At 73.8% G+C, this 18650-nt stretch carries 17 protein-coding genes and 1 pseudogene; 13 read left to right on the top strand and 5 right to left on the bottom strand.

Going from position 1 to position 18650, the window contains the following annotated elements; genetic code table 11:
- Positions 1-138: 138 nt before the first annotated feature.
- The 4 genes from Srubr_RS08585 to Srubr_RS08600 all read left to right on the top strand — a co-directional run bounded on the left by Srubr_RS08585 (position 139) and on the right by Srubr_RS08600 (position 5345).
- A complete protein-coding gene (locus Srubr_RS08585) occupies positions 139-762 on the top strand; it encodes a GntR family transcriptional regulator (RefSeq protein ID WP_030783170.1) in 624 nt (207 codons plus the stop codon).
- Between the two features lie 259 nt (positions 763-1021).
- Complete coding sequence (gene aceE, locus Srubr_RS08590; RefSeq protein WP_189996492.1) at positions 1022-3724, top strand: pyruvate dehydrogenase (acetyl-transferring), homodimeric type; 2703 nt, start codon at positions 1022-1024, stop codon at positions 3722-3724.
- Positions 3725-3784: 60 nt separating this feature from the next.
- A complete protein-coding gene (locus Srubr_RS08595) occupies positions 3785-4768 on the top strand; it encodes a helix-turn-helix transcriptional regulator (RefSeq protein WP_189996491.1) in 984 nt (327 codons plus the stop codon).
- Positions 4769-4826: 58 nt separating this feature from the next.
- A complete protein-coding gene (locus tag Srubr_RS08600; protein ID WP_189996723.1) occupies positions 4827-5345 on the top strand; it encodes a DUF4240 domain-containing protein in 519 nt (172 codons plus the stop codon).
- A gap of 197 nt (positions 5346-5542) precedes the next feature.
- Here the strand turns inward: Srubr_RS08600 and Srubr_RS08605 are convergent.
- Positions 5543-6367 (bottom strand): annotated as a pseudogene (locus Srubr_RS08605) (peptidoglycan recognition protein family protein); the annotation flags it as partial.
- Between the two features lie 108 nt (positions 6368-6475).
- On the opposite strand from Srubr_RS08605, the gene Srubr_RS08610 reads away from it, so the two are divergent.
- Entirely contained in the window at positions 6476-7657 is a 1182-nt protein-coding gene (locus Srubr_RS08610; protein WP_189996489.1) for a MarP family serine protease, read from the top strand.
- A gap of 28 nt (positions 7658-7685) precedes the next feature.
- Here Srubr_RS08610 and Srubr_RS08615 read toward each other — a convergent pair whose 3' ends face one another.
- Positions 7686-8174, bottom strand: a complete 489-nt coding sequence (locus tag Srubr_RS08615) for a GNAT family N-acetyltransferase (RefSeq protein WP_189996488.1) — start codon at positions 8172-8174, stop codon at positions 7686-7688.
- Between the two features lie 74 nt (positions 8175-8248).
- Here Srubr_RS08615 and Srubr_RS08620 point away from each other — a divergent pair, with 74 nt between their 5' ends.
- A complete protein-coding gene (locus tag Srubr_RS08620) occupies positions 8249-9142 on the top strand; it encodes a TIGR01777 family oxidoreductase (RefSeq protein WP_189996487.1) in 894 nt (297 codons plus the stop codon).
- Between the two features lie 182 nt (positions 9143-9324).
- Positions 9325-10776: an NAD(P)/FAD-dependent oxidoreductase gene (locus tag Srubr_RS08625; RefSeq protein ID WP_189996486.1), complete on the top strand. Its 1452-nt coding sequence runs from the start codon at positions 9325-9327 to the stop codon at positions 10774-10776.
- A 25-nt stretch (positions 10777-10801) separates the two neighbouring features.
- Here the strand turns inward: Srubr_RS08625 and Srubr_RS08630 are convergent, their stop codons facing one another.
- On the bottom strand, positions 10802-12067 hold the full coding sequence (locus Srubr_RS08630) for a regulator (RefSeq protein WP_203854918.1): 1266 nt from the start codon (positions 12065-12067) through the stop codon (positions 10802-10804).
- A gap of 238 nt (positions 12068-12305) precedes the next feature.
- Between Srubr_RS08630 and lipB the strand changes: the two genes are divergently transcribed.
- The 6 genes from lipB (at position 12306) to Srubr_RS08660 (ending at position 17740) form a co-directional block, all read left to right on the top strand.
- On the top strand, positions 12306-13103 hold the full coding sequence (gene lipB, locus Srubr_RS08635; protein WP_189996484.1) for a lipoyl(octanoyl) transferase LipB: 798 nt from the start codon (positions 12306-12308) through the stop codon (positions 13101-13103).
- Positions 13104-13217: 114 nt separating this feature from the next.
- Complete coding sequence (gene lipA, locus Srubr_RS08640) at positions 13218-14183, top strand: lipoyl synthase (RefSeq protein WP_189996483.1); 966 nt, start codon at positions 13218-13220, stop codon at positions 14181-14183.
- A gap of 255 nt (positions 14184-14438) precedes the next feature.
- Positions 14439-14639, top strand: a complete 201-nt coding sequence (locus Srubr_RS08645) for an SCO2195 family GlnR-regulated protein (RefSeq protein ID WP_030616762.1) — start codon at positions 14439-14441, stop codon at positions 14637-14639.
- A gap of 80 nt (positions 14640-14719) precedes the next feature.
- Entirely contained in the window at positions 14720-15424 is a 705-nt protein-coding gene (locus Srubr_RS08650; RefSeq protein WP_189996482.1) for a DUF4191 domain-containing protein, read from the top strand.
- 122 nt (positions 15425-15546) lie between these two features.
- A complete protein-coding gene (locus Srubr_RS08655; protein ID WP_189996481.1) occupies positions 15547-16632 on the top strand; it encodes a right-handed parallel beta-helix repeat-containing protein in 1086 nt (361 codons plus the stop codon).
- A 112-nt stretch (positions 16633-16744) separates the two neighbouring features.
- On the top strand, positions 16745-17740 hold the full coding sequence (locus Srubr_RS08660) for a methyltransferase (RefSeq protein ID WP_189996722.1): 996 nt from the start codon (positions 16745-16747) through the stop codon (positions 17738-17740).
- Between the two features lie 76 nt (positions 17741-17816).
- Here the strand turns inward: Srubr_RS08660 and Srubr_RS08665 are convergent, their stop codons facing one another.
- Together Srubr_RS08665 and Srubr_RS08670 are read right to left on the bottom strand one after the other, a co-directional pair.
- The gene (locus Srubr_RS08665) at positions 17817-18149 is read right to left on the bottom strand and encodes a TcmI family type II polyketide cyclase (protein ID WP_189996480.1); all 333 of its coding nucleotides are present in this window, start codon (positions 18147-18149) and stop codon (positions 17817-17819) included.
- Positions 18150-18170: 21 nt separating this feature from the next.
- Positions 18171-18650, bottom strand: coding sequence for an SRPBCC family protein (locus Srubr_RS08670; RefSeq protein ID WP_189996479.1), 480 nt, complete (start codon positions 18648-18650; stop codon positions 18171-18173).

Consider the following 18650-nt stretch of genomic DNA (forward strand, 5'->3'; position numbering starts at 1 on the left):
CCGGGTGCGCAGCGTGTAAGGCTCGTCTCACCTGCGTCGAAGCGCCCCCAGGCGCCCTTCCCGCGCAGCGAACCAGCCGTATTGTCTAAGCGTCAAAGCCCCGGGGGCCGCAGGACGGCCCCTCCCTAAGGAGCCGTCATGACCGCGCCCGTCGTCCACTCGCTGCGCGAGCAGATCCGCGAGCACATCGTGGAGGGAATCGTCAGCGGGCGCTGGCAGCCGGGTGAGCGGATCGTGGAGCGGCGGATCGCGACCGAGCTGGAGGTCAGCCAGACCCCGGTGCGGGAGGCGCTGCGCGAGCTGGAGTCGCTGCGGCTGATCGAGTCGGCCCCGAACAAGGGCGTGCGCGTCCGCAATCTGACGGCGGCCGACCTGGAGGAGAGCTACCCGGTCCGGGCGGGCCTGGAGGCGATCGCCGCCGAGCTGGCGGCGGAGCGGCTCGCGGAGGACTGCTCGGCGCTGGAGCCGCACGTCGCGGCGCTGTACGAGGCCGACCGGAAGGCCGACGGCACGGCCCAGGTGCGGCACACGGTCGGCTTCCACCGGGAGCTGGTGCGGGCCGCGCACAACTCGGTGCTGCTGCACACCTGGGAGGGCCTGGGCATCGAGGTGTTCACGGCGCTGTCGATCCGCTGGCTGGGCACGGTCCAGCAGTCGTACGCCGAGGAGCACGAGGAGCTGGTGCAGGCGTTCCAGCGCCGTGATCCGCGGATCGCCGAGCTGGTGAAGGCGCATGTGCTGGGGTGCGCGCCGCGCGCCTGACCCAGCCGAGCATACCCCCGCTCACCTGCGAAAACCCCCCTCCAGAGCGGCACCGGGTGCCCATTTCCAAGGCACCGGGTGCCTACTTTCTCGGATTCGAGACTTTTTCCCCCTCAACCCTTTGATCGATCATCGATCAGAGGGTTACAGTCGCCGACGGACTTCCACCGAAGTCCACTGCCCTGTCCTGCCAAAGACCTAGGGCACCCCCGAACCCTTGACGATGAGGGAACCCCCTTCGACTGAGGAAGGCGGCGACATGACCGACCCCAACGCCATCCAGCCGAGCGCGCTCGACCAGCTCCCCGACCGCGACCCGGAGGAGACCGCCGAATGGCAGGCCTCCCTGGACGCCGTGGCCAGGGAAGCCGGACCGCACCGCGCCGCATACCTGATGCGCCGCACGCTGGAGCGCGCCGAGGCGGGCGGCATCGCGCTGCCGAAGCTCCTCGAGACCGACTACGTCAACACCATCCCCACCTCCGCGGAGCCGGCCCTGCCCGGTGACCCGGAGATGGAGGCCCGGATCACCGCCTGGAACCGCTGGAACGCGGCGGCCATGGTGACCCGTGGCAGCAAGCACGGCGTCGGCGGCCACATCGCGACCTTCGCCTCGGCCGCCTGGCTGTACGAGACCGGCTTCAACCACTTCTTCAAGGGCAAGGAGGGCGACGGCTCCGGCGACCAGCTGTACATCCAGGGCCACGCCTCCCCCGGCATCTACGCCCGCGCCTTCCTCGACGGCCGCCTGAACGAGGCGCACCTCGACAACTTCCGCCAGGAGGCCGGCGGCAACGGCCTGCCCTCCTACCCGCACCCGCGCCGGCTGCCCTGGCTGTGGGAGTTCCCGACGGTGTCCATGGGCCTCGGCCCGCTGTCGGCGATCTACCAGGCGCGGTTCAACCGCTACCTGACCAACCGCGGCATCAAGGACGTCTCCGCCTCCCACGTCTGGGCCTTCCTCGGCGACGGCGAGATGGACGAGCCGGAGTCCACGGCCGCCCTCGCGCTGGCCGCCCGTGAGGAGCTGGACAACCTCACCTTCGTCATCAACTGCAACCTCCAGCGCCTGGACGGCCCGGTCCGCGCCAACTTCAAGATCGTGCAGGAGCTGGAGGCCCAGTTCCGCGGCGCCGGCTGGAACGTGATCAAGACGCTGTGGGGCTCGGCCTGGGACGAGCTGTTCGCCCTGGACACCACGGGCGCGCTGGTCCGCCGGCTGCGCGAGGTGCCGGACGCGCAGGTCCAGACGTACCAGACCCGCGACGCCGCCTACATCCGCGAGGACTTCTTCGGCAAGGACCCGGCGCTGGCCGAGATGGCCAAGCTGCTGAGCGACGACAAGATCCTCGAGTGCTTCCACCTCTCGCGCGGTGGTCACGAGGCGAGCAAGGTCTACGCCGCGTACAAGGCCGCCGTCGAGCACAAGGGCGCGCCGACCGTGATCCTGGCCCAGACGGTCAAGGGCCACACCCTCGGCGAGGGCTTCGCGTCGAAGAACGCCAACCACCAGATGAAGAAGCTGACGGTGGACGAGTTCAAGGCGATGCGCGACCGGCTCGGCCTGCCGATCAAGGACAGCGACTTCGTCGACGGCGTGGTGCCCTACGGCCACCCGGGCGCCGACTCCCCGGAGGTGCGCTACCTCCAGGAGCGCCGCGCGGCCCTCGGCGGCCCGGCCCCGGCCCGCCGTACCCACACGCTGCCCGCGCTGCCGGCCCCGGCCGAGAAGGCGTTCGCCTCCTTCGACAAGGGCTCCGGCTCCCAGAACGTGGCCACCACGATGGCGTTCGTCCGCCTGGTCAAGGACCTGGTCCGCGACAAGGAGACGGGCAAGCGCTGGGTGCCGATCGTCCCGGACGAGGCGCGCACCTTCGGCATGGAGAGCCTCTTCCCGTCCCTGGGCATCTACTCGCCCAAGGGCCAGACGTACGAGCCGGTCGACCGTGACCAGCTGATGTACTACAAGGAGGCCAAGAACGGCCAGATCCTCAACGAGGGGATCACCGAGGCCGGTTCGATGGCCGACTTCATCGCCGCTTCGACGTCGTACGCGACGCACGGCGAGGCGATGATCCCGTTCTACATCTTCTACTCGATGTTCGGCTGGCAGCGCACGGCCGACCAGATGTGGCAGCTCGGCGACCAGCTCGGCCGCGGCTTCCTGGTCGGCGCGACGGCGGGCCGTACGACCCTGACGGGCGAGGGCCTCCAGCACGCCGACGGCCACTCCCCGATGATCGCGGCGACCAACCCGGCCGCGCTGACGTACGACCCCGCGTTCGCCTACGAGATCGCGGTGATCGTCCGTGAGGGTCTGCGCCGGATGTACGGCGAGGCCAAGCCGGGCGAGGACCAGAACGTCTTCTACTACCTGACGGTCTACAACGAGCCGCTGCCGCAGCCGGCCAAGCCGCAGGGCCTCGGCATCGACGAGGGCATCGTCAAGGGCCTGTACCGCTTCAACACGGCCGAGTCCGCGGGCATCACCGTGGCGGCGGACGCCCCGCGCATCCAGCTGCTGGGCTCCGGCACGGCGATCCACTGGGCCCTCAAGGCGCAGAAGCTGCTGGCCGAGGAGTGGGGCGTGGCCGCGGACGTGTGGTCCGCGACCTCCTGGACCGAGCTGCGCAGGGACGCGCTGGAGGCCGACGCGGCGCTGCTGCGCGGCGAGGACCGGGTGCCGTACGTCCGCCAGGCCCTGCAGGGCGCCGAGGGTCCGGTGCTCGCGGTGTCCGACTACATGCGCCAGGTCCCGGACCAGATCGCGCAGTGGGTCGAGCAGGACTGGTCCTCGCTGGGCGCCGACGGCTTCGGCCTGTCGGACACCCGTGAGGCCGCCCGCCGCCACTTCGGCGTCGACGCCGAGTCGATCGTCGTGGCCGCCCTGTCCCAGCTCGCCCGCCGCGGCGAGATCAAGGCGACGGCGGTCAAGGAGGCCCGGGAGAAGTACGGGCTGTAACGGACCGGTCAGGTGAGCAGGCCCCCGCTTCGGCGGGGGCCTCTTTGCCATCATGGGCGCATGCGTGCGGCGCGGCTCATCAAGATGGTTCTGTTGCTCCAGTCCCGGCCCGTCATGACCGCCGCCGAGCTGGCGCGGGAGCTGGAGGTGTCGGAGCGGACCGTGACGCGGGACGCCCAGGCGTTGTCCGAGGCGGGCGTGCCGGTGTACGCCGACCGGGGGCGGGCCGGGGGGTACCGGCTGGTCGGGGGGTACCGGACGCGGCTGACCGGGCTGGCCCGCGGCGAGGCCGAGGCGCTGTTCCTGAGCGGGGTGCCGGGGGCGCTGCGGGAGATGGGCCTGGCGGACGCCGCCTCGGCGGCCCGGCTGAAGGTGTCGGCGGCCCTGCTGCCCTCGCTGCGGGACGCCCCGGACGCCGCCGCGCAGCGCTTCCACCTGGACGCGCCCGCCTGGTTCCGGGAGCCCGAGACGCCCGCGCTGCTCCCGGTGCTCGCCGAGGCGGTGTGGGACGACGGCCGGGTCCTCGCCCGGTACCGGCGCGCGGAGGACACGGTGGAGCGGCGGCTGGAACCGTACGGGCTCGTGCTGAAGGCCGGTGTCTGGTACCTGTGCGCGCGGGTGGCCGGAAACGGCTCCTTCCGCACGTACCGGATCGACCGGTTCACCGCCGTGGACCCGCTGGGCGAGCGGTTCGACCGCGATCCGGAGTTCGATCTGCCGGGTTTCTGGGCGGAGCAGGCCGAGCGGTTCGCCCGGTCGATCCTGCGTGCCGAGGTCGTCGTACGGCTCTCCCCCCAGGGCGTGCGCCGGCTGCCGCACGCCGTGGATCCGCTCGCCGCGCGGACCGCCCTCGCGGAGCCGGGCGCGCCGGACGCGGCGGGCCGGGTGACGGTGACACTGCCCGTGGAGTCGGAGGAGGTCGCGTACGAGCAGCTGACGGCGCTCGGGCCGGAGGCCGAGGTACTGGCACCGGCCGCGCTGCGCGAGCGGTTCGCGGCGGACGCGGCCCGCGCCGCCGCCCTGTACCACCGCGGGGACGGCTGAGCACCCCGGCCGTACTCCGGGTGCGTGCCACCGGGTAAGGCCCGATGCTGGTGGCGTGATGGACGAGACGGAGTTCTGGGAGCTGATCGACTCCAGCCGCGGGGCCGCCGAGGGGGACCCCGAGGAACAGGCCGACCTGCTCGTGGAGCGGCTGCTGCGGCTGGACCCGGAGCAGGTGCTGGACTTCGCCCGCCACTTCGAGGCCCGCTACAACCGCGCCTACCGCTGGGACCTGTGGGGTGCCGCCTGGCTGCTGCTGGACGGGTGCAGCGACGACGCGTTCGACTTCTTCCGGTGCTGGCTGATCGGCCAGGGCCGGGAGGTGTTCGAGGGGGCCCTGCACGACCCGGACGCGCTGGCCGGGCTGCTGGGCGAGTTCGACGAGGAGATCGACGGCGACGGCGAGGAGCTGGGGTACGCGGCGGACGAGGCGTACGAGCGGCTGACCGGCACCGTCGCCCCCGAGCTGGGCCTCGCCCCGGCCCCGGCCGAGCCCGAGGGCACGCCGCTGGACCTGGAGGACGACCGGGTGCTCGCCGAGCGGTTTCCCCGGTTGTGGGAGCGGCTGCGGACATGACGGCCTCACGGCTGTTCCCCGTGTCTCCCGCCTCCGGTCGGCTCGGCCCGGCCGGGGCCGCCGCCGGCTTTGACGCCGGTGCTGGGCGCGGCCGTGGGGCGGGGGGAGGTGCGCGGGCCGTGGGTCTTCAGGGGCGGCGTCACGGCCGGCTTGCGGGGTGGCGTGGTGACCGGCTTCCGGGAGGGCGTCGCGGCCGGGCGGCCCTGGAGCTGGGCGGCCCGTTCCCGGATGGCCGGGAGGCGGGCGGTCAGGGCCGCGCCGGGGCAGCTGGTGTGGAATCCGGCGTCGTGCCCGGCGAGGGCGGGCAGGGTGGCGGTGGCACCCGACCGGTAGCGGCTCTCTCCGCTGCTGGACACCAGCCGGGCCCGGCCGCGCGGGTCGATGTCGGCGAGCCCGAGCTTCCAGGCCGCGAGGGCGGCGATGGCCTCGGTCATGGCCCGGGGCACGGGGACGCCGGCGGTGAAGGTGCCGAGGGCGGCGATCCCGGCGGTGCGGTGGTTGAAGCCCTGGGAGTGGGCGCCGGTGACGGGCCGGTCGACGCCTCCGGCCCGGCCCTCGTAGATGGTGCCGCAGCGGTCGACGAGGAAGTTGTAGCCGATGTCGTCCCAGTGCCGGGCGCCGGTCTGGCCGGCGTACAGGCCGCGGATGATGCGCGGCGCGTCGGCGCAGGCGTAGTCGTTGGGCGAGTCGGTGTGGTGCAGGAAGACGGCCACCACCTTGTCGTCGTAGCGCGGGGGCGGCTGGGTGTGCCCGGTGACGCGGTCCAGCCAGGCGGAGCGCGGCACGATGCGCGGCCGGGCGGCCCGGTGCCCGGCGGGCGGCCGGGCTCCGGCGGCGGGGCGGTCGGGGCGGGCGGCGGCGCGCTCGGCGCCGCGGGCGCACAGGACCAGAGCGCCGACGGCGAGCAGCCCGGGCAGGCAGCCGAGCAGCACCAGCAGCGCCCCGGGTATCCGCCGTGCGGTACGGGGGCTCCCCGCGGCGGGCCGTGCCGGGGCCTGCGGGGCTCTTCGGAGGACACGCATGATCCCACTGTCAAGCCGCCGGGCCGTACCCGCGCCGCGCGCTCTGCCACCTGGCGGAACCTTCGTCCCGGTCCGGGTCAGTTCCGGGGGACGGGAAAGGCGGCTGCCGTGAACCTGCTGGATCTGCTGCTCGCCGTGGTGGCCGTCTGCTCCGCGGTGTCGGGATACCGGCGCGGGCTGGTGGCCGGGTGCGTCTCGCTGGCCGGGTTCGCGGGCGGCGCGGCCGTCGGGATGTGGCTGCTGCCGTGGACGACGGGCCAGGTGCGGGGTTCGGCGGCGGTCACGGCGCTCGCCGCGGTGACGCTGCTGGTGCCGGCGGTGCTGGGGCGCGGGCTGGCGGGCCGGCCGGCGCGGCGGCTGCGCGGGCGGCTGGACCGGGGCCCGCTGCGGGCGGCGGACGGGGTCGGGGGCGCGGCGGTGAACGCGGTCGCGGTGCTGGTGGTGGCGGGGGTGGCGGCGGGCGTGCTGGGCGCGGCCCCGGCCCCGGCGCTGACGGCGGAAGTACGGGAGTCGACCCTGCTGAGCGCGGTGCGGCAGCGGATGCCCGAGACCACGCCCGCCTGGTTCGCGCGGGCCACGTCCGCGCTGTCCGGGGCGGGCCTCCCACGGGTGTCCGGCCCGTTCGGGTCCGAGTCGGCGGCCCCGGCGGCCCGGCCGGGAAGCGACGGTGTCACCCCGGCCGCGACCCGGGCGGCCCGGCGCAGCACGGTCAAGATCGAGGGGTTCGCGGGCGCCGAGGGCCGCGAGGGCAGCGGGTTCGTCTACGCGTCCGGGCGGGTGCTGACCAACGCGCACGTGGTGGCCGGCATCGACCGGCCGGGCGTGCGGGTCGGCGGGGCCGGGCGGTCGTACCCGGCCCGGGTGGTGCTGTTCGACCCGGGCCGGGACGTGGCGGTGCTGTACGTGCCCGGGCTGCGCGCTCCGGCGCTGCGGTTCGCCCCGGACGCCGGGCGCGGGGAAGCGGCGGTGGTGGCGGGCTACCCGGAGGACGGGGGCCTGGACCTGCGGACGGCGTCGGTCACGGGCCGGGTGCGGGCGGTCGGCCCGGACATCTACGACGAGCGCACCCTCACCCGGGACGTGTACACGATCCGCTCCGAGGTCCTGCCGGGCAATTCCGGGGGCCCGCTGCTGACCCGGGACGGCCGGGTGCTCGGGATGGTCTTCGCCCGGTCCGCCTCGGACGCGGGGACGGGGTATGTGCTGACGGCGGCCGAGCTGACGGGCGACGCCCGGCGGGCGGCCACGGCGACGGCGCGGGTGGACACCGGGGAACTGGTCGCCGCGTAGCGCCACCGGGGCTTGGTGTCCCCTGTGTTCACAGGGCCCGGCCCATGCACACGTCGTCGACGTAGCGGCCGTCGAGGAAGAACTCCCCCGGCAGCACGCCCTCGACGGCGAAGCCCTCGGACTCGTACAGCGTCCGGGCCGGGGTGTTGTGCCCGAGCACCCGCAGGGTCAGCCGGCGGGCGCCGCGCTCGCGCGCGGTGTCGACGGCGGCCCGGATCAGCGCGCGCCCGACGCCCCGGCCGCGCGCCTCGCCGGCGACGGCGAACCCCTGGATCTGCAGGACGTGCGCGTTGGAGGCGAGCGGGGTGGGGCGGGCGAGGCGGACGTAGCCGAGCAGGCGTCCGCCGTCCTCGGCTACGAGGAAGTCCTCCGGGGGGTGCCTGTCGTCGAAGAACGGCGGGTACGGCGGCGCCGGCCGGGGTGTGACGGCGTGCAGGGTGGACCAGGTGGCCCGGTCGAGGAGGGCGAGTTCCTCCTCGTCGCGGGCCTGGGCGGTGCGTATGCGGGGGTCGGGCATGGCGATCACCCTAGGCCGCGCCGTCCGGGCGTCCAACGGGTTTCCGGGGTGCGGGTGGGGTCATGCTTGGGGCCATGGAACGTTCACGTATCGCGGTGGCCGGCGCGTCCGGTCTCATCGGCGGTGCCCTGGTGCGGTCCCTGGCCGCCGACGGGCACGAGGTGGTGCGGCTGGTGCGCCGGGCGCCCGAGAGCCCGGACGAGGTCCACTGGGACCCGGAGCGGGGCCGGGTCGACGCGGTCGGGCTGACCGGGTGCGATGTGGTGGTCAATCTGGCGGCGGCCGGGGTGGGCGACCGGCGCTGGACCCCTCAGTACAAGCGGGTGCTGCGGGACAGCCGGGTGCTGGGCACGGCCGCGCTCGCCGAGGCGGTGGCCTCGCTGCCCGAGCCGCCCCGGGTGTTCGTGAACGGCAGCGCGATCGGTTTCTACGGCGACACCGGCGGGCGGGTCGTGGACGAGCACGCGCCTCCCGGCGACGGTTTCCTGGCCCGGCTGTGCGTGGAGTGGGAGGAGGCGGCGGCGCCCGCCGAGGAGGCCGGGGTGCGGACGGTGTTCCTGCGCACGGGTCTGGTGGTGGCCCGGGGCGGCGGGGCCTGGGGGCGGCTGTTCCCGCTGTTCCGGGCGGGGCTCGGGGGACGGCTGGGCGACGGGCGGCAGTACTGGTCGTACATCGCGCTGCACGACGAGGTGGCCGCGATCCGGCATCTCGTCGACCGGGAGGACCTGTCCGGCCCGTTCAACCTGACCGCCCCGCAGCCGCTGACGAACCGGGAGATCACCGCGGCGATGGGCCGGGTGCTGCACCGGCCGGCGGTGTGCGCGGTGCCCGGCGCGGTGCTGCGCGCGGTCCTCGGGGAGATGGCCGGGGATGTGCTGGGCAGTCAGCGGGTGGTGCCCAAGCGGCTGCTGGAGTCGGGCTTCCGGTTCGCGTTTCCCGGCATCGAGGAGGCGATCCGCGCGGCGTGATGAGCCGATTGCAACACGGGCGAACAAAAGTGACCGTATGCGACCTCCATGCGACCGTGCCCTGTTGATGCGCGACTCCTCCTGACCGATCACCGCCCTAACCTCGATCCGAACTCGGGTATCCGTGGCGCCAGTCGGAGGCATGGCTCCTCCACCGGCCGCGTAACCACAGGAGGGGCCTCGTGCTTGAGCCCGCGTACCAGGTGGACGTCGTCATCGTGGGGGCCGGCATCGCCGGCCTCTCGGCCGCTCACCGGCTGACCAGCGCCGGAATCACCACCGCGGTCCTGGAGGCCGCCCCGTACGTCGGCGGTCGCATGTCGACCGAGAAGGTCGACGGCTTCCGGCTCGACCGCGCCGGACAGCTGCTGTCCACGTCCTACCCCGAACTCCGGCTGACCCCGGGCCTGGCCGAGCTGGCCGTGCGCCGCTTCGCGCCGGGTGTGCTGCTGCACCGCGACGGGCGCCTCCAGCGCGCGGGCGCCCCGGCGCTTGGCGGGAGCGCGAGGGGCGCACGGGGCGCACTCCACGCGGTGCGCGCCCTCGCCGGGACGCCCAGGGGCACGGCCCACAGGGGCACGGCCCTCGGGGGCACGGTCGCCAGGGCCACGGCGGCCCGGGCCACGACCGGCCGGGGTACGACGGTCACGCCCGGCCGGACCGGCGCCGCGCCGGTGGGCGGCGCGGTGGACCAGGCCCGGCTGGGCGCCGCGCTCGGCCGGCTCGCGGCGACCCCCGTCGAGCGCGTCCTGGCCCGCCCCGAGCTGCCCGCCGCCCAGGCCCTGGCCCGGCGCGGGGTGCCGGCCCGCACCATCGACGGCTTCCTGCGCCCGCTGCTGGCCGCGCTGCTGTGCGACCCGGAGCTGACCACGTCCAGCCGGTGCGCCGACCTGGCGCTGCGCGCCTTCGCGAGCGGCCGGCTGTGCGTGCCGGAGGGCGGCGCGGAGGCCCTGCCGGAGCTGCTGGCGCGCGCGCTGCCGCCGGGCACGGTGCACACCGGGGTGCGGGTCACCTCGGTGTCCACGACCTCGGTGGCCACCGCCGAGCACGGTGAGATCCGCTGCCGGGCGGTGCTGCTGGCCACCGACGCGCGGGCCGCGGCGGAGCTGCTGCCCGGCCTGAGGGTGCCGGACTTCCATCCGGTGACGGTGGTCCACCACACCACAGACGAACCCGCGGAGGCCCTTCCGACCGGCGCCTCGCTGCTGCTGGACGCGGACCGGGGCGGGCCGGTGGCGCACACGGCGGTGCTCAGCGCCGTGGACCCGAGCCGGGCGCCGGCCGGCCGGGTGCTGATCTCCTCGACCGTGCTGGGCCCGCCGCCGGAGGGCGTCGACACCGCCGTGCGCATCCACCTCGCCCGGCTCTACGGCACCTCCACGCGCCGCTGGGAGACGCTGGCCGTGCACCACATCCCCGAGGCGGTCCCGGCCATGCGCCCCCCGCACGACCCGCGCCGCCCGGTGCGCCTCCTGGCGGGCCTGTACGTCTGCGGCGACCACCGCGACACCAGCACGGTCCAGGGCGCACTGCACTCCGCCCGCCGGGCGACGTCGGCCATCCTGACGGACCTCGGCGCGACGGGCTCGATGCACCGCGCGGACCCGGCCCCGGTGCTGCCGAGGGCGGCCTAGCCCCAGGGCGCGGCTTCGCGCGGCCCTACCCCAGCGACGCGACCTTCTCCCGGTAGCCGCGTACCGGCGCCGCGTCCCGGTAGGGCTCCAGCCGGCGTTCGAAGTCCTTGACGTACTCCACCGCGCGGGCGGACCGCATCTCGGCGGCCTGCCCCGCGGCCTCCGCGGCGAGCGCGCACGCCTGGTCGAGTTCGCCGAGGCCGAGCCGCGCGGTGGCGAGAACGACCCGGCAGAACAGCCGGCTGCGGGCGAAGGCGGGCGCCCGCAGCTGGAGGGCGCGCTCGGCGTGCTGCGCGGCGGCCCGGAACTGCTGCAGGTCCCGGTGGCAGTGCGCGAACTCGTCGGCGAGCTGTCCCTCGTCGAAGAACCGGGCCCAGTACGGCACCTCGTCCCCGGGCCGGGCCGCCTCCAGCGCGCGCTCGGCGCGCACCAGCGCCGCGGTGCACGCGCGTACCTCGCCGAGGACGGCGTGCGCCCGCGCCTCGGAGGCGTGCAGCAGCGACTGCACGACGGGCGGGGCGCCGGTGCCGACGCCCTGCTGGGCGACCCGGGTCAGCTGCACGGCCTCCCTGCCGTGCCCGAGGTAGACGGCCTGGCGGCTCATGGTGACCAGGACGTAGGAGCCGTAGGCCCGGTCGCCGGCGGCCTGGGCGAGCCGCAGGGCCTGCACGAAGTAGCGCTGGGCGAGCCCGTGCGCGGCGATGTCGCCGGCGGTGACCCGGTGGCCGGGGGCGCGTTCGGCACTCGCGCGGGCGCGGGCCGCTGCCGCCACCCCGGGCGGGAGCGGGGACCTGGCCGCGCCGGGCCGGCCCTGCTGCGGCACCCGGGGCCCCGGCTCGCGGGCCACCCGGTCGTCGGGCTTGCCGATCAGCCAGTCCCGGCTGGGCACGACCAGGCCCGCCGGGGTGAAGGCGATCTTGCGCAGCTCGGCGTGGCTGCCGGAGTCCTTGCGCCACAGGCCGCTGACGATGTCGACGGCCTCCTCCGGGGTGGCCGCGAACTCCAGCCCGGCGTACACCGGCGCGCAGGAGTCCAGGCCGAGATCCTGGGCGGTGAGCCGGCGCCCTAGCCGGCGGGTGAAGACCTCGGCGATGAGGGCGGGGGTCGTGCCGCGCGGCTGCTGCCCGCGCAGCCAGCGGGTGACCGACGTCTTGTCGTATCTGAGGTCCAGCCCGTGTTCCAGACCGAGCTGATCGACGCGACGCGCCAGACCCGCGTTGGAGAACCCCGCTTCTGCGATGAGCGCGGCGAGCTGGCGGTTGGGGGTGCGCTGCGCGGGTCGGTCCGTCATCTGCGGTGCGGTCTCCTGCCTTCCGGGCCGGTGGGCGTGCCCGGATTGCCTTTGAGCAGCCCTTATGGCCTCACGAACGGCGCGAATGTAGCGGAGAGTGAGCAGACGATCACACACTTTGCGCCACCTTCATCCGATCGTGTGAGGAATGCCCGCCGGGCTGACGCGTGCGGCCCGGACGTACAGTGGCGTGGGCGCGATACATGCCTGACACACATCGCCGAGGGAGGCGCTTGCCGTGAGTGAGTTGCGGTTCGTCCGCAGGGGATTCGGTGCCGATGCCGTCGACTACCAGGTGGCCTGGGACGAGCAGCGCGGGATCCACGCGGCCCGGTTCGCCGACGAGGTCCCCGACACCGTCCTCCTGCTGGAGCACCCCCCGGTGTACACGGCCGGCCGGCGCACCGAGGACAGCGAGCGCCCGCTGGACGGCACCCCGGTCATCGACGTGGACCGCGGCGGCAAGATCACCTGGCACGGCCCGGGCCAGCTGGTGGGCTACCCGATCCAGAAGCTGCCCCGCCCGGTGGACGTGGTCGCGCACGTACGGCGGCTGGAGGAGGCGCTCATCCGCACCTGCGCCGAGTTCGGCCTGGAGACCACCCGGGTCGAGGGCCGCAGCGGCGTATGGGTGCTCGGCGACCCGGTCGAGCAGCGGCCGGCCCTCGGGGGGCTGTCCCTGGACTTCGACCCGCGCCTGACCGACGAGGAGTTCGACCCCCGGCTCAACGGCCCCGAGTACGCCCCGTCCAACGCGGGCCAGCGGCGCGAGGACCGCAAGATCGCGCAGATCGGCATCCGGGTGGCCAAGGGCGTCACGATGCACGGCTTCTCGTTCAACGTGAACCCGGACATGAAGTGGTTCGACCGGATCATCCCGTGCGGCATCCGCGACGCGGGCGTGGCCTCCCTCGCGGGCGAGCTGGGCCGCGAGATCACGGTCGAGGAGGTCGTGCCGGTGGTGGAGAAGCACCTCAGGGACGTCCTGGAGAACGCGGTCCTCAGGCCCCGGGAGATCGAGAAGGCGTCCGCCTGACCGTCGGCACCGGGAATGTGCCCTGCGGTCGGGGGGTTGGTCTCACCGGCAGGGCGCAATGAGCACGGGCGTACCCTGGTGTACGCCGAAGAATCGAAGTCACAGGGAGCCGACGTGTCCGCAGTCTCACCCGACGGACGCAAGATGCTGCGCCTGGAGGTCCGCAACAGCCAGACCCCCATCGAGCGCAAGCCCGAGTGGATCAAGACCCGGGCGAAAATGGGCCCCGAATACACGAAGATGCAGAACCTCGTGAAGAGCGAGGGCCTGCACACGGTGTGCCAGGAAGCCGGCTGCCCGAACATCTACGAGTGCTGGGAGGACCGCGAGGCGACCTTCCTCATCGGCGGCGACCAGTGCACCCGGCGCTGCGACTTCTGCCAGATCGACACCGGCAAGCCCGAGGCGCTCGACCGCGACGAGCCGCGCCGGGTGGGCGAGTCCGTGGTGACGATGGACCTGAACTACGCCACCATCACCGGCGTGGCCCGCGACGACCTGCCGGACGGCGGCGCCTGGCTGTACGCCGAGACCGTGCGCCAGATCCACGCCCAGACGGCGGACCGCGAGGGCGGCCGGACCAAGGTGGAGCTGCTGGCCCCCGACTTCAACGCGGTGCCCGAGCAGCTGGCGGAGGTGTTCGAGTCCCGCCCCGAGGTCTTCGCGCACAACGTCGAGACGGTCCCCCGGATCTTCAAGCGGATCCGCCCCGGCTTCCGCTACGAGCGCTCCCTGAAGGTGATCACCGAGGCCCGCGACTTCGGCCTGGTCACCAAGTCGAACCTGATCCTCGGCATGGGCGAGACCCGCGAGGAGGTCAGCGAGGCGCTGAAGCAGCTGCACGAGGCGGGCTGCGAGCTGGTCACCATCACCCAGTACCTGCGCCCCTCCGTCCGGCACCACCCGGTGGAGCGCTGGGTGAAGCCGCAGGAGTTCGTGGAGCTGAAGGAGGAGGCCGAGCAGATCGGCTTCTCCGGTGTCATGTCCGGCCCGCTGGTGCGCTCCTCCTACCGCGCCGGGCGGCTGTACCAGATGGCCGTCGAGAAGCGGGGTGCGTTCGTCGCCGCCCAGGCGGTGTGAGCCCCGCGGCCCCGGGCGCGCGGTGTGAGCCGCGCGTGTGAATCGTCGCACAAATCGCTACCGGCCGGTAATGGCCGGGTCGACGCGGCCCCGGCCGTCCTCGCTGATGAGGGCGGCGCCGGGGCCGCGCCGTTCGTCACGGCCCCCGCGGCGAGGGTTCACCACTGTTTGACCGGCCGGTCACGCCCTGGTAACACCAGACAGTGACCCTGGTGTCACGCCCCTGACTCCACCGTCTCGAGGGGGATCCCGACCATGCAGGCACCACCCGTGCGCGCCACCGCCATCCCGTCCTTCACCGACGCGCTGCGCCGCGTCGAGTCCCTGCTGCTGAGCGGCGGCCAGCGCACCGCCCGCCGCAACGCCTGGACCTCCGTCCTGGAGGACCGGCGCCGGGCCAAGGACCGGGTCGAGGCCCAGCGGTTCCTGGAGCGGGCCGCCGCCGGCCGCTCCTGATCCCACCTGCCCCGACCCCTGACCGGCCCCGCCGGGCACTGCCGTCGTAGGCGCTCCCGGGGCCACGTAGACTTCGTGGCATGGCGAGGAAGGAAACCGCGGCGGACGCCGCGAATGCCGGGCGACTGAAGCAGATCGCCCTCACGTACCGGATGACCCGCAAGGCCGACAAGACGATCGGCCTGGTACTCGCGGCCGTCGGCATCGGCACGCTCGGTGTCTTCCTCGCGATCGGCTTCTTGATCGGGCACCCGGTCTACCTGGGCATCTTCGGTCTGCTGATCGCCCTGCTGGCGACGGCCATCGTGTTCGGCCGCCGGGCCGAGCGGGCCGCCTTCGGCCAGATGGAGGGCCAGCCGGGCGCCGCCGCGGCCGTGCTGGACAACATCGGCCGGGGCTGGACGACGACCCCGGCGGTGGCGATGAACCGCAACCAGGACGTGGTGCACCGGGCCGTCGGCAAGGCCGGCATCGTGCTGGTCGGCGAGGGCAACCCGAACCGGGTGAAGACCCTGCTGGCCGCCGAGAAGAAGAAGATGAACCGGATCGTCGCGGACGTGCCGGTGCACGATGTGATCGTGGGCACCGGCGAGGGCCAGGTGGAGCTGAAGAAGCTGCGCACGACCCTGCTGAAGTTCCCGCGGGTGCTGACCGGCCCCCAGGTGACCACCACCAACGACCGGCTGCGCGCGCTCGGCGACCTGATGAGCAACATGCCATTGCCGAAGGGCCCTATGCCGAAGGGGATGCGCCTCCCGAAGGGCGGCGGCCCCCGAGGGCGCTGACCCCGCACTCGTACGCCATCGACGAAGCCCCGCACCCTCTTCTGGGTGCGGGGCTTCGTTGACACGCCACCGAACGGAGCATCCAGCCGGTTATCGGCTCATCCGCTTTTAGCCTTCGGGATGTGACAAAACGCCATATTACGTACCTCGCATGCGCCACGGCTTTCGTCGGTGCGTTCGCCGGCGCCGCCCCGGCGTCGGCGGCCCACCGGACCCTCGTGGTGCACCCGGGACAATCCATCCAGAAGGCGGTGAACGCCGCCCGGCCCGGCGACACCGTGCTGGTGCTGGCCGGTACCTACCGTGAGAGCGTCACGCTCAGGACGGCCGCGCTGACCCTGCGGGGCGTGGGCCCGAGCACCGTCATCCGGCCGCCCGCCCGTGCCGAGGCCCGACCGCCCGCCAAGGGCGCCACCCCCACCTGCCTCGGCGCCGGCAACGGCATCTGCGTGGTCGGCGGGAAGAACAAGGCCCTGCGGGACGTCACCGTCGCCGACCTGAAGGTGACCGGGTTCGCCAAGGTCGGCCTGTGGTCCATGGGCACCGACCACCTGACCGTGACCGGCGTGACCGCCGACGACAACGGCCAGTGGGGCATCGCCCAGGAGCACTCCACCCGGGGCGTCTTCCGCCGTGACACCGCCCGGCGCAACGGCGACGCCGGACTGTTCCTCGCCAACAGCGTCAAGGCCGAGCAGGGCGCCAAGGACAGCAAGGGCGCGGTGGTCGAGCGCACCCTGCTGGAGGGCAACCGGATCGGCCTCACCGTGCGCCGGCTGCGCAACCTCACCGTCCGGCGCAACCACGTCACCGGCAACTGCGCCGGCGTGTTCGTCGTGGGCGACGAGAACAAGCCCCGGGCGGGCGCGCTGACCGTGCGCGCCAACCTGGTCGAGCGGAACAACAAGTACTGCCCGAAGACCGCCCGGCTGCCCCACCTCCAGGGCTCCGGCATCGTGCTGACCGGCACCGAGCAGGCCCTGGTCGCCCGGAACACCGTCACCGGCCACTCGGGCAAGTCCCCGCTGTCGGGCGGCATCGTCCTGTTCAAGAGCTTCGTCGGCGTCACCAGCGAGCGGAACCGGATCACCGGCAACCACCTGTCGGCCAACTCCCCGGCGGACCTGGTCAACCAGGAGGCGGCGAAGAGCGGCAACGCCTTCAGCCGCAACTCCTGCCGCGCCTCCAGGCCCGCGGGCCTGTGCTGACCGGACGGCCGTACCCGACCCACGCAAGGAAGGAAGGCGGCACATGACCGCACCATCCCCCGCGCTCTCCACCGCGCCGGAGCCCGGGGCACCCCCCACCCCGCCGCCGTCGATGCGGCTGCGCGAGCTCGTGTTCGGGGCGGCCTGCGCCGCCGCCGTCCGCGCCGCCGCCCGGCTCGGGGTCGCCGACGCCCTCGGCGACGCCCCCATGACCGCCCAGAGCCTGGCGGCGGCCGTGCACACCGAGCCCGGGCCGCTGCGCCGGCTGCTGCGCGCCCTGTCCTGCTACGGCGTCTTCGCCGAGCGGCCCGACGGCACGTTCGCCCACACCGAGATGTCCCGGCTGCTGCGCGAGGACGCCCCCGACAGCCTGCGCGCCATCGCCCTGTGGTGCACCGAGCCGTGGACCTGGGACGCCTGGCCCCGGCTGGACCGGGCGGTGCGCACCGGCCACAACGTCGTACAGGACCTGTACGGCAAGGAGTTCTTCGAGTACCTCAACGAGGACGCCCCGGAGTCCGCCGACGTCTTCAACCGGGCGATGACCCGCTCCAGCGAGCAGTCGGCCCGGGAGGTCGCCGCGCTGCTCGACCTGTCCGGCAGCGACTCGGTCGCCGACCTCGGCGGCGGGCAGGGGCACGTGGTGGCCAGCCTGCTGGACAAGTACCCGGCGATGCTGGGCTATCTGCTGGACCTGCCGCGGGTCGTGGACAACGCGCTGCCCCGGCTGCGCGCGGGCGGCGACCTGGCCGGCCGGACCCGGATCGTGCCGGGCGACATCCGCGAGGCCGTCCCGGTCAGGGCCGATGTCTACATCATCAAGAACATCCTGGAGTGGGACGACGAGTCCACCGCCCGGCTGCTGCGCAACGTGGTCGAGGCGGGCGGTCCCGGCGCCCGGGTCGTCGTGATCGAGAACCTGGTGGACGACACGCCGTCCATGCGGTTCAGCACCGCCATGGACCTGCTGCTGCTGCTCAACGTGGGCGGGGCCAAGCACACCACCGCCAGCATGACCGGCCGGCTGCGGGCGGCGGGCCTGGAGGTCGGCGACGTCCGCCCGGTCAACCCGTTCCTGCACGCGTTCGACTGCACGGTCCGCGGCTGAGACCGCTCCCCCACGGCACACCGGTGCCGGGTCCGCGTGCGACGCGGGCCCGGCACCGGTGCTCCGGACGGGGATCTCAGACTCCGGCGTCGCGCTCCCAGACGTAGAAGCGCTGGGCCATGGCGTCCTTCGGGGACCGCCAGGTCTCGGGGTCGTACGCGCTGACGTACGCCGACAGCCGCTCGCTGACCTCCCTGAACTCGGGGTGCGAGGTGACCTTGGCGATGGCCGGTCCGGGCTCGCGCTCGGACTCGATGAGGTGCATGTACACATCGCCGAACTGGAAGAGGCTGCGCCGGACCACCCCGACGAGGTGCGGCAGCTCCCCGCGGTCGGACTCCGCGAACACCTTGGCGATGTCCGGCGCGGAGCCCGGGGCCATGCGGGCGACGATCAGGGCCTGGTGCACGGTCGTCTCCTGCTCTCCGGCTCAGTCGGCCAGGGCCGGGGCGGGGCGCCGGCCGGCCGCCGCCTGCTCGATCTTGTCCCGGATCAGGGCGAGCTGGACCTTGGAGTTCTTGTTGATGTTGTCGGTCATCCAGTCGTCGTCGACCGGCGCGTCCGGCTTCATCGCGAAGTCCTGGGTCCACACCATCCGGGTGCCGGCCGGGACCTCCTCGTAGCTCCAGTGGATGTCCATGTGGGCGAAGGGGCCGGTCTCCACCCGGCGGGCCGTGACGGTGCGGGAGTCGCGGTCCGGCTCGCGCTCGGAGACCCAGCTCCAGACGGTGCCGTTCTCGTCCGGGTGCATGGTCAGCCGGAACGTGGTCTTGGCGCCCTCCCGCTTGAGGACCTCCACCGACGCGTACTCGCTGAACAGCTGCGGCCAGCGCTCCAGGTCGTTGGTCATGTCCCAGACCAGGTCCAGCGGGGCGGCGATGGTGATCTCGTTCTGGGTGTGTCCTGCCAT

It is taken from the genome of Streptomyces rubradiris, from assembly GCF_016860525.1.
In the GTDB taxonomy this organism is placed as follows: domain Bacteria; phylum Actinomycetota; class Actinomycetes; order Streptomycetales; family Streptomycetaceae; genus Streptomyces; species Streptomyces rubradiris.

Bases quoted from the DNA above. Each gene is read 5' to 3' on its own strand.
- Srubr_RS08650 (WP_189996482.1), top strand. From the start codon at position 14,720: ATGGCGAGGAAGGAAACCGCGGCGGACGCCGCGAATGCCGGGCGACTG.
- Srubr_RS08600 (WP_189996723.1), top strand. From the start codon at position 4,827: ATGGACGAGACGGAGTTCTGGGAGCTGATCGACTCCAGCCGCGGGGCC.
- aceE (WP_189996492.1), top strand. From the start codon at position 1,022: ATGACCGACCCCAACGCCATCCAGCCGAGCGCGCTCGACCAGCTCCCC.
- Srubr_RS08645 (WP_030616762.1), top strand. From the start codon at position 14,439: ATGCAGGCACCACCCGTGCGCGCCACCGCCATCCCGTCCTTCACCGAC.
- Srubr_RS08630 (WP_203854918.1), bottom strand. From the start codon at position 12,067: ATGACGGACCGACCCGCGCAGCGCACCCCCAACCGCCAGCTCGCCGCG.
- Srubr_RS08585 (WP_030783170.1), top strand. From the start codon at position 139: ATGACCGCGCCCGTCGTCCACTCGCTGCGCGAGCAGATCCGCGAGCAC.
- Srubr_RS08595 (WP_189996491.1), top strand. From the start codon at position 3,785: ATGCGTGCGGCGCGGCTCATCAAGATGGTTCTGTTGCTCCAGTCCCGG.
- Srubr_RS08615 (WP_189996488.1), bottom strand. From the start codon at position 8,174: ATGCCCGACCCCCGCATACGCACCGCCCAGGCCCGCGACGAGGAGGAA.
- Srubr_RS08670 (WP_189996479.1), bottom strand. From the start codon at position 18,650: ATGGCAGGACACACCCAGAACGAGATCACCATCGCCGCCCCGCTGGAC.
- Srubr_RS08620 (WP_189996487.1), top strand. From the start codon at position 8,249: ATGGAACGTTCACGTATCGCGGTGGCCGGCGCGTCCGGTCTCATCGGC.
- Srubr_RS08660 (WP_189996722.1), top strand. From the start codon at position 16,745: ATGCGGCTGCGCGAGCTCGTGTTCGGGGCGGCCTGCGCCGCCGCCGTC.